Source organism: Intrasporangium sp., from assembly GCF_040414665.1.
Classification (GTDB): domain Bacteria; phylum Actinomycetota; class Actinomycetes; order Actinomycetales; family Dermatophilaceae; genus Intrasporangium.
Genome location: NZ_JBEDUL010000081.1, coordinates 1 through 9,458 on the forward strand (window position 1 = coordinate 1; position 9,458 = coordinate 9,458).

General features: G+C 69.9%; 8 protein-coding genes. 3 read left to right on the plus strand and 5 right to left on the minus strand.

Features of this window, described 5'->3' with window-relative positions; all coding sequences use genetic code 11:
* Nucleotides 1–280: 280 nt before the first annotated feature.
* Nucleotides 281–1,621, plus strand: coding sequence for a crotonyl-CoA carboxylase/reductase (gene ccrA / locus ABF401_RS09155; protein ID WP_353509239.1), 1,341 nt, complete (start codon nucleotides 281–283; stop codon nucleotides 1,619–1,621).
* A gap of 79 nt (nucleotides 1,622–1,700) precedes the next feature.
* A complete protein-coding gene (locus ABF401_RS09160; protein WP_353509240.1) occupies nucleotides 1,701–3,062 on the plus strand; it encodes an AI-2E family transporter in 1,362 nt (453 codons plus the stop codon).
* 114 nt (nucleotides 3,063–3,176) lie between these two features.
* Here the strand turns inward: ABF401_RS09160 and ABF401_RS09165 are convergent, their stop codons facing one another.
* Both ABF401_RS09165 and ABF401_RS09170 read right to left on the minus strand, forming a co-directional pair.
* Nucleotides 3,177–3,485 (minus strand): Rv1322 family protein, encoded by a 309-nt coding sequence (locus ABF401_RS09165; protein WP_353509241.1) that lies wholly within the window; start codon nucleotides 3,483–3,485, stop codon nucleotides 3,177–3,179.
* A 110-nt stretch (nucleotides 3,486–3,595) separates the two neighbouring features.
* Nucleotides 3,596–5,374: a 3-hydroxyacyl-CoA dehydrogenase family protein gene (locus tag ABF401_RS09170; RefSeq protein WP_353509242.1), complete on the minus strand. Its 1,779-nt coding sequence runs from the start codon at nucleotides 5,372–5,374 to the stop codon at nucleotides 3,596–3,598.
* 104 nt (nucleotides 5,375–5,478) lie between these two features.
* Here ABF401_RS09170 and nucS point away from each other — a divergent pair, with 104 nt between their 5' ends.
* On the plus strand, nucleotides 5,479–6,174 hold the full coding sequence (nucS, locus tag ABF401_RS09175; protein WP_353509243.1) for an endonuclease NucS: 696 nt from the start codon (nucleotides 5,479–5,481) through the stop codon (nucleotides 6,172–6,174).
* A gap of 70 nt (nucleotides 6,175–6,244) precedes the next feature.
* Here nucS and ABF401_RS09180 read toward each other — a convergent pair whose 3' ends face one another.
* The 3 genes from ABF401_RS09180 to ABF401_RS09190 all read right to left on the minus strand — a co-directional run.
* Nucleotides 6,245–7,015: a DUF554 domain-containing protein gene (locus ABF401_RS09180; RefSeq protein WP_353509244.1), complete on the minus strand. Its 771-nt coding sequence runs from the start codon at nucleotides 7,013–7,015 to the stop codon at nucleotides 6,245–6,247.
* Nucleotides 7,016–7,092: 77 nt separating this feature from the next.
* A complete protein-coding gene (locus ABF401_RS09185; RefSeq protein WP_353509245.1) occupies nucleotides 7,093–7,440 on the minus strand; it encodes a hypothetical protein in 348 nt (115 codons plus the stop codon).
* A gap of 75 nt (nucleotides 7,441–7,515) precedes the next feature.
* Nucleotides 7,516–9,458, minus strand: a 1,943-nt coding sequence (locus tag ABF401_RS09190) for an ethylmalonyl-CoA mutase (RefSeq protein ID WP_353509246.1), incomplete at its 5' end; no start/stop codon positions are given.

The following is a 9,458-nucleotide window of genomic DNA, read 5'->3' on the forward strand; positions in this document are numbered from 1 at the left end:
GCCTTGCGCCCTGTCACGCCGTGCCATACGTTGAAGGTGTCCGGGCGGCCGGCGCGCAGAGACCATACGTGCGCCGGCTGTCCCAGCAAGCCTCTCCCAGGCCTGCCCGCCCGGACGCCTGCGTCACAGGCACCTCCCGCGCCACAAAGCGCTGCCGAAGCACCACCGCCGAACCGACGGCAAACCCCACCCAACCCTCAGCAGCACTCATCGCAGCACCGACGAACCCTCAGCGCCCCCTCCCTCAGGGGTGCTCACCGCCGGAGGCAACACCGTGACCGTGAAGGACATCCTGGACGCGATCCAGTCGCCGGACTCGACGCCGGACGACTTCGCCGCCCTGCCGCTCCCCGAGTCGTACCGCGCGATCACCGTGCACAAGGACGAGACGGAGATGTTCGCGGGGCTTGAGACCCGCGACAAGGACCCGCGCAAGTCGATCCACCTCGGCGACGTGCCGCTGCCCGAACTCGGCCCGGGCGAGGCCCTGGTGGCCGTGATGGCCTCCTCGGTCAACTACAACTCGGTGTGGACCTCGATCTTCGAGCCGCTGCCGACGTTCGGGTTCCTCGAGCGCTACGGGCGCACCTCGGAGTACGCCAAGCGCCACGACCTGCCCTACCACGTCGTCGGCTCCGACCTGGCCGGCGTCGTCCTCCGCGTCGCCCCCGGCGTCTCGAAGTGGAAGCCCGGCCAGGAGGTCGTCGCCCACTGCCTGTCCGTCGAGCTCGAGGACGCCGACGGCCACAACGACACGATGCTCGACCCGCAGCAGCGGATCTGGGGCTTCGAGACGAACTTCGGCGGTCTCGCCGAGCTCGCCATCGTCAAGGCCAACCAGCTCATGCCCAAGCCCGACCACCTGACGTGGGAGGAGGCCGCCTCCCCCGGGCTCGTCAACTCCACCGCGTACCGCCAGCTCATCTCGAAGAACGGCGCCGCGATGAAGCTCGGCGACCGCGTCCTCATCTGGGGAGCGTCGGGCGGCCTCGGGTCCTACGCGACCCAGATGGCCCTCGCCGGCGGTGCGACCCCGGTCTGCGTCGTGTCCTCGCCCGAGAAGGCGGAGATCTGCCGCGCCATGGGCGCCGACCTCATCATCGACCGCAACGCCGAGGGCTACCGGTTCTGGAACGAGGAGGGCACCGAGCAGGACCCGAAGGAGTGGCAGCGCCTCGGCAAACGGATCCGGGAGCTCACCGGCGGCTATGACGTCGACATCGTCTTCGAGCACCCCGGGCGGGAGACGTTCGGGGCCAGCGTCTACGTGGCTCGCAAGGGCGGCACGATCGTCACGTGCGCCTCCACCTCGGGGTACATGCACGAGTACGACAACCGCTACCTGTGGATGAACCTCAAGCGGATCGTCTCGTCGCACTTCGCCAACTACCGGGAGGCGTGGGAGGCCAACGAGCTGATCAACCGAGGCCTCATCCACCCGACTCTCTCGAAGGCCTACGCCCTCGACGATGTCGGCCAGGCCGCCCTCGACGTGCACCAGAACGCCCACCAGGGCAAGGTCGGGGTCCTCACGCTCTCGCCAGAGGAGGGCCTCGGGGTGACGAACGTGGGCAAGCGCGCCCGCTTCGCGGCCGAGATCAACCGCTTCCGGGGAGAGTGATCCGCCTGGCCTACCCGGCACGGACTGACACGCCACTTTCCGAGCGCGTCATCCCCGGTGCCTCGCGTAGGCTCCCGGGGTGACCTTCTGGCGACGGTGGACGCAGTACCGGCGTGCTCAGCGCGAGCGCATCGCCGACGTGCGAGCCCAGCAGCGAAGCGGCGGCCCGGGCCACCCCGCCCAGGCCACCCCGGGCACGCTTGGCACGCAGACCACCCCCGCCGCGCCGGTCCAGCTCCAGGAACGCCCCGGCCCCGAGGAGGCGTCCGGACCCGACCTGCTCGCCAGCACCCTGCCGCTCGGTGAGTCCGGGCGGGACGAGGGGGCCGCTGAGCCGGACGGTCGACCGAGCCGCGCCACCAGCAACGGCCGGAGTCGCGACTACGGCAGGGCCGGCATCCCGTTCAACCGCCAGTCGCCGTTCTACGTCGGGTTCGTCGGCGCGCTCGGCGTGCTCGTGGCCTATGCGGTCGTCCAGGCGATCGGTCGGTTGGACACGACGATCACCCTGCTCATCGTCTCGTTCTTCCTCACCCTGTCGCTCAATCCCCTCGTCGAGGCCCTCACTCGCCAGCGGATGCGTCGCGGCTGGGCGGTGGCCATCGTCTTCCTCGGCCTGCTCGCGGTGTTCACCCTCATCGGCATGGTCGTCATCCCCCCGGTGGCCGCGGAGGCCACCGAGCTGTCCACCCGGGCACCCGGCATGCTCGACGACCTGCTGCGCAACCGGGTGGTCCAGGACCTCGACCAGCGCTACGAGGTGATCCAGCGGATCCAGGAGGAGATCAGCAAGCGCGTCGCCGACGGGAACCTCTGGGCCGGCATCTTCGGCGGCGTGCTCGACGCTGGGAGGATCATCGCCTCAGGCGTCTTCAGCATCCTCACCGTCCTCGTCCTCACGCTGTACTTCCTCGCGACCCTGCCCTCGGTCAAGCAGGCCTCGTATGCACTCGTGCCGGCCACCCGCCGGACGCGCTTCATCTCGCTCGCCGAGGAGATCATGCGTCGCGTCGGGTCCTATGCCATCGGGCAGGTGGCCGTAGCGGCCACCAACGCCTTCTGTGCCTGGATCATGATGAGTCTGCTCGACGTTCCGTATGCCGCCGTCCTCGCCGTGGCCGTCGGCCTCCTCGGCCTCATCCCGATGGTCGGTGCCACCCTCGGTGCCTCGGTCGTCGCCCTCGTTGCCTTCTTCGACGAACCCCAGAAGGCGCTCATCGTCATCATCTACTTCATCGTCTACCAGCAACTGGAGAACTACGCGGTGATGCCGCGGATCATGCAGCAGACCGTGGCGGTGCCGGGCGCGCTCACCGTGGTGGCGGCCCTTGCCGGCGGCACGCTGCTCGGGATCCTCGGTGCCCTGCTGGCCATCCCGTTCGCGGCCGGGGCCCTGCTCATCTACGAGGAAGTTCTCGTGCCACGACAGCAGCAACACTGACTTGTCGCCGGCATCGACGATGCCGTATGCCGCTGTGCTCGGTGCCGACGCCGGGCGCGGTTCGGCTGGGGCGCAGTCCAGAACTGCTCCGCTTCGCGGCGCGGGATGCTGGGGTCAGCGGTACGCGCTGCCGGAGGGCCGAGCGTCGCGGCGCCGCCAGCAGCCGGTGTGCCAGTGGCGTCGGTCATCGAGGCCGCCGATCCCCTCGGCCGGCCACACGACGACGTGCGGCACGCCTGGCTCGATGTCCTGCTGGCAGCCGGGGCACAGGTAGGCGCGGGTCGCCGAGGCTCCGCTGACGGCCCGGACGGTCCACCGCAGGCCGCGATAGGCGTCCTCGCGGGTCGCCCCGCCCTGCAGCCGGACGAGATCGAGCGGCACGTGCGGGCGGGCGTGCTTGCTCGGTCGGCGTTTCGGTGACACGCGCCCATTCTCCGCAACACGCCCGGGAATCTCGAACTCGCCCCTGATGCAACAGGGGTGAGCTCTGCGGTTCCGGGCGTGTTGCGGGGTGGTGGGAGGGGCGCGGTCGGTCAGGCGTAGGTGCGGAAGCCGCGGCCGGACTTGCGCCCGAGGTAGCCGGCGGTGACGAGGTGCTCGAGGAGCGGGGCCGGGGCGTAGCCACGCTCGCGGAACTCGAGGTAGAGCTCGCGCTCGATGGCGAGGGCCACGTCCAGGCCGACGACGTCGAGCAGCTCGAACGGGCCCATCGGCAGCGAGCAGCCGGTCTTCATCGCCGTGTCGATGTCATCCGCGGTCGAGTAGTTGGCCTCGAGCATCTTCACCGCGTCGTTGAGGTACGGGAAGAGGAGCGCGTTGACGATGAACCCGGCCCGGTCCCCACAGGTCACCGGGTGCTTGTCGACCTTGAGGCAGAGGTCCTGCACGGTCGCGACGACGTCCTCCGCCGTCGAGACGGTGTGGACGACCTCGACGAGCTTCATCACCTGGGCGGGGTTGAAGAAGTGCATGCCGATGACGTCCTGTGGCCGCTTCGTCGCGGAGGCGCACTCGATGACGGGCAGCGACGACGTCGTCGTGGCGAGAATGGCGCCGGGCTTGCAGATCTCGTCGAGATTCTCGAAGAGGGCCTGCTTGACGTGGAGGTCCTCGACGACGGCCTCGACGACGATGTCGACGTCCGCGAGGTCGTCGAGTCGGGTCGAGCCGGTGACCCTGGCGAGCGCCGCGTCGCGGTCGGTCTCGCTGGCCTTCCCGCGCTGCACGGCCTTCTCGAGGCTCTTGCTGAGCGCCCCCCGCACGGACTCGACCTTGGTGGCGGCGCGGGCGACGTAGATGACGTCGAAGCCGGCCTTGGCGAAGACCTCGACGATGCCGGTCGCCATGGTGCCCGAGCCGACGACCCCGACCTTGGCGATGGACCGCAGCGCGATCTCGCTCTCACCGTTGGGCCGCGGGGTCTGCGCGTCCTCGACCACCTGGGAACTGCCGGGGGCGGCGTAGGTGTAGAAACCCCGGCCGGTCTTGCGGCCCCGGAGCCCCGCGCTGACCATCTGCTTGATGATCGGGCTCGGAGCGTGGAGCCGGTCGCGGCCCTGTTTGTACATCGTGTCGAGGATCTCGTAGGCGGTGTCGAGGCCGATGAGGTCCATGAGGGCGAGGGGGCCCATCGGGTAGCCACAGCCGAGCCGCATGGCGGCGTCGATGTCCTCGCGGCTGGCGTACTTGCTCTCGTACATCGACACGGCGTGGTTGAGGTAGCCGAAGAGCAGGGCGTTGGCGATGAATCCGGCCTTGTCCCCGACGATGACCGGCTGCTTGCCGAGGCGCTTGGCCAGGCCCTTGACGCGCTCGAAGATGTCATCGGCCGTGACGACGGTCTTGATGACCTCGACGAACTGCATGACCGGTGCCGGGTTGAAGAAGTGCATGCCGACAACACGCTTGGGGTTGCTCGTGGCAACAGCGATCTCGGTGACCGGGAGGGATGAGGTGTTGGTCGCGAGGATCGCGTCCTCGTCGACGATCTGGTCGAGCTTGGCGAAGATCTCCTTCTTCAGCTCGAGGTGCTCCGGCACCGCCTCGACGACGAGCTGGCAGTCCTTGAGGTCGTTGAGGTTCGAGGTGAACTGCACGCGAGAGACCAGGGCCGCCTGGTCCTCCTCGGAGAGCTTGCCGCGGGCGACGGCACGGCCCGTGGAGGTGTCGAGGTGCTCCCGACCGCGCCCCACCGCCTCGTCGTCGACCTCGACCGCGACGACCTCGATGCCGTTGCGAGCGAAGACCTCGACGATGCCGGCGCCCATGGTGCCGAGTCCGATGACGCCAACCTTGGTGATATCACGTGCCATGCGGACGAGTCTCGCAGAGGCGGGGAGCCCCTCAAACTCCTGCCGGGGTGACGCTCCACACGCCACCCGCCCGAACCCGCGAGCCCGGACGTTAGGGTGGCCCGGTGCGTCTCGTCATCGCCCGCTGCAGCGTCGACTATGACGGGCGGCTCACCGCCCACCTCCCGCTCGCCACCCGGCTGCTCCTCGTCAAGGCGGACGGCTCGGTCCTCGTCCACAGCGACGGCGGCTCCTACAAGCCGCTCAACTGGATGTCACCGCCCTGCACCATGGTGGAGCTCGACCCGGACGGCGCCCAGACCGACGAGGGCGTCGTTCTCGTGTGGCGGGTCCAGCACGCGAAGTCGGAGGACCGGCTCACCGTCCACATCCACGAGGTCCTGCACGACTCCGCGCACGAGCTGGGGGTGGACCCCGGCCTGGTCAAGGACGGCGTGGAGGCCCATCTGCAGAGGCTGCTAGCCGAGCACATCCACACCCTCGGCCACGGCTGGTCACTGGTCCGCCGTGAGTACATGACGGCGATCGGGCCCGTCGACATCCTGGCCAGGGACCACCTGGGAGCCAGCGTGGCCGTCGAGATCAAGCGACGGGGCGAGATCGACGGCGTCGAGCAGCTGACGCGCTATCTCGAGCTGATGAACCGGGATCCGCTGCTCGCACCCGTGACCGGCGTCTTCGCCGCCCAGGCGATCAAGCCGCAGGCCCGGACGTTGGCAGAGGATCGCGGCATCCGGTGCGTCGTGCTCGACTACGACGCGCTCAGGGGGATCGACGACGCCGAAGCCCGCCTGTTCTGACCGCCGAGTCGCGCGGGGCGCATGCCTCGGTGGCGGCTGGGTGGCGGCTGGGTGGCGGCTCAGTCGCCGCTCAGCGGAACTGCGCCACGATGGAGACGAGCAGCGGCGCGACGAGCAGCGAGGGCAGCAGGTCCCCGACCGGGATGTGCCGGACGTTGAGGAGCCGGAACGCGATGCCGACGAGCAGGAGGCCACCCGTCGCCGTCAGCGCCGCGATGTGGGCTTCCGGCACCACGGCGCCGAGGGTGACGCCGAGGAGGGTCAGCCCGCCCTGGACGACCGCGACCGACACCGCGGACAACAGCACGCCCACGCCGAAGGTCGACGCGAAGGCGATGGCCGCGAAGAAGTCGAGCGCCGACTTCAGCACCAGCTGGTCGATGCCCCTGCCGAGGCCGTCGGAGAGGGAGCCGAGGATCGTCAGCGGACCCACGCAGAAGAGGAGCGAGGCGGTGAGCCAGCCCTCGATGAAGCGCTCCCGCTCGGCATGGTCGTGCTGTCCCCTGGCGCCGTGCCGTTGGACCCAGCCCTGCACCACGCCCGCGAGTGACTCGAGCCGCTCCTCGATGCGGAGCAGCGCGCCGACGATGCCGCCGAGGAGCAGGGCGCCCAGGACGATGAGGACTGGAACGCCCGACCCGACCGTCTCCACGAGGGCCGACGAGGTGACGTCCAGCGCCGACAGGATCGCCACGAGCAGGGTGACCAGGCCTAGGCAGTCGGTGACGACGCGCCGGACGCGGTCGGGCAGGCGGTTGCCCGCCAGCATGCCGAGGCTCGCGCCGAGCACGACAGCGATGACGTTGACCACGGTGCCGAGCCCGGGGAACCCACCATCCATGCGGCACAGGCTAGGGTGCGACCTCGGTGTGCCGAGGGCCGGTCCACGATCCGTCCGTCATCCCTCGGCCCCGTCGCCTATACGTTCTCGTCGAGGCTGTGCAGGCTCGTGCCGTCCGCGTCGACGAGCATGAGCACCGGCTCGGTGGCCGCACCCCCGCGCACCACGACGACGGTCTCTCCCCGGTGGCGATCGACGATGTCCTCGAGTCCCTCGGACCCGTCCTCGAGGTCACCATGGCCGCTGTGGCACGGGACGCCGAGGTCCTCGGCCAACGTCTCGACGGGACCCGTGTCGGGAACGTCGTCAGCGGCATACACCGCTTGGACCCGCTCACGATGGAGCTCGGAGGCGAGCCATTTGACGTCACCCAGCCCACGCGGGGTGACGACGACGATGCGGGCCGCGCACTGGAGGTCGCTCATGCTGTGACTGTATGCCGACGCACGGGGGGACGCTCCCGGGGACCACAGAAGACCCTCTGCCCCGGCAAGGTGGAATCAGGCGGTGGCGGGCTCGAGCGGGGCCAGTCCTCGGGACGCGCGGATGACGCCGACGATCTCGCCCATGATCTCGTTGAGGCCGAAGTCCTTGGGCGTGAAGACCATTGCGACTCCGGCGTCGCGCAGGGCCCTCGCATCGGCCTCCGGGATGATTCCCCCGACGACGACGGGGACGTCACCTGCTCCGGCCTCGCGCAGACCCTGCAGCACCTCGGGGACGAGCTCCATGTGGGATCCGGAGAGGATCGAGAGCCCGACGACGTTGACGTCCTCGGCGACGGCGGCCGCGACGATCTGTTCGGGGGTGAGGCGGATCCCCTGGTAGACGACCTCGAAGCCGGCATCGCGGGCCCGCACCGCAACCTGCTCGGCACCGTTGCTGTGTCCGTCGAGGCCCGGCTTGCCAACGAGGATGCGCAGTTTCCCGCCGACGTCGGCACTCGTGTGGGCGACAGCAGCGCGAACGCGGGCGAGGGCCTCGCCGGGTTCGGCCCCGCCAACGCCGACGGAGCCGGTCACCCCGGTCGGCGCCCGGTACTCACCGAACTGCTCCCTCAGGGCAGCCGCCCACTCGCCGGTCGTGACGTCGGCGCGCGCGCACTCGAGGGAAGCCGCCATGAGGTTCGCGCCGGATGCAGCGTCGGCGGTGAGCCGGTCGATGGCGGCCCGGGCCCGGTCCCGGCGTGCCGGGTCGGAATCGCGCTCGCCTCGCCAGGCACGCACGGCTTCGGCGGCTGCCTGCTCCACGGACGGGTCGACCGTCTGGATGGCGGTGTCGAGGTCGGCCGTGAGCGGGTTCGGCTCGGTCGTCTCGAACCTGTTGAGGCCCACGATGACCTCGGCCCCCGCCTCGATGCGGCGCCGGCGCTCGGCGTGGGAGGCGACGAGGGCCGACTTCATGTAGCCCGACTCGACGGCGGCGACCGCCCCGCCCAGCTCCGCCACCCGCGCCATCTCGGCCCTGGCGCCGGCGACGAGCTCGGCCACCGTGCGCTCGACGACGACCGAGCCGGTGAAGAGGTCGTCGTACTCGAGCAGGTCCGACTCGTAGGCCAGAACCTGCTGCATGCGCAGTGACCACTGCTGGTCCCAGGGCCGTGGGAGGCCGAGCGCCTCGTTCCACGCCGGGAGCTGGATGGCTCGGGCCCGCGCGTCCTTGGACAGCGTCACGGCAAGCATCTCCAGGACGATGCGCTGGACGTTGTTCTCCGGCTGCGCCTCGGTGAGGCCGAGGCTGTTGACCTGGACGCCGTAGCGGAACCGCCGGGCCTTCGCGTCGGTGACGCCGTAGCGCTCACGGGTCAGCTCGTCCCACAGCTCGACGAAGGCGCGCATCTTGCACATCTCCTCGACGAAGCGCACGCCGGCGTTGACGAAGAACGAGATCCGGGCGACGACGTCGGAGAACTCCTCCGGCGGGACCTGGCCGGAGTCGCGAACGGCGTCGAGCACGGCGACCGCGGTCGACATCGAGTAGGCGATCTCCTGGACCGGCGTGGCCCCGGCCTCCTGCAGGTGGTAGCTGCAGATGTTGATCGGGTTCCACTTCGGGATCTCGCGGACCGTGTAGGCGATCAGGTCGGTGGTCAGCCGCAGCGATGGCCCGGGCGGGAAGACGTAGGTCCCGCGGGACAGGTACTCCTTGATGATGTCGTTCTGCGTGGTCCCGGCGAGCGCGTGAACCCAGGTCTCGGGGGGCTCGCCAGCGGCCTCGGCCTGCCGTTCGGCGGTGACCTGGTAGAGCGCGAGCAGCCACATCGCCGTCGCGTTGATCGTCATCGAGGTGTTCATCGTGGCGAGCGGGATCTCGTCGAACAACGCCCGCATGTCGCCCAGATGGGCGATCGGCACCCCGACCTTGCCGACCTCACCCTTGGCCAGCTCGCTGTCCGCGTCGTAACCCGTCTGCGTGGGCAGGTCGAACGCGATCGACAGCCCGG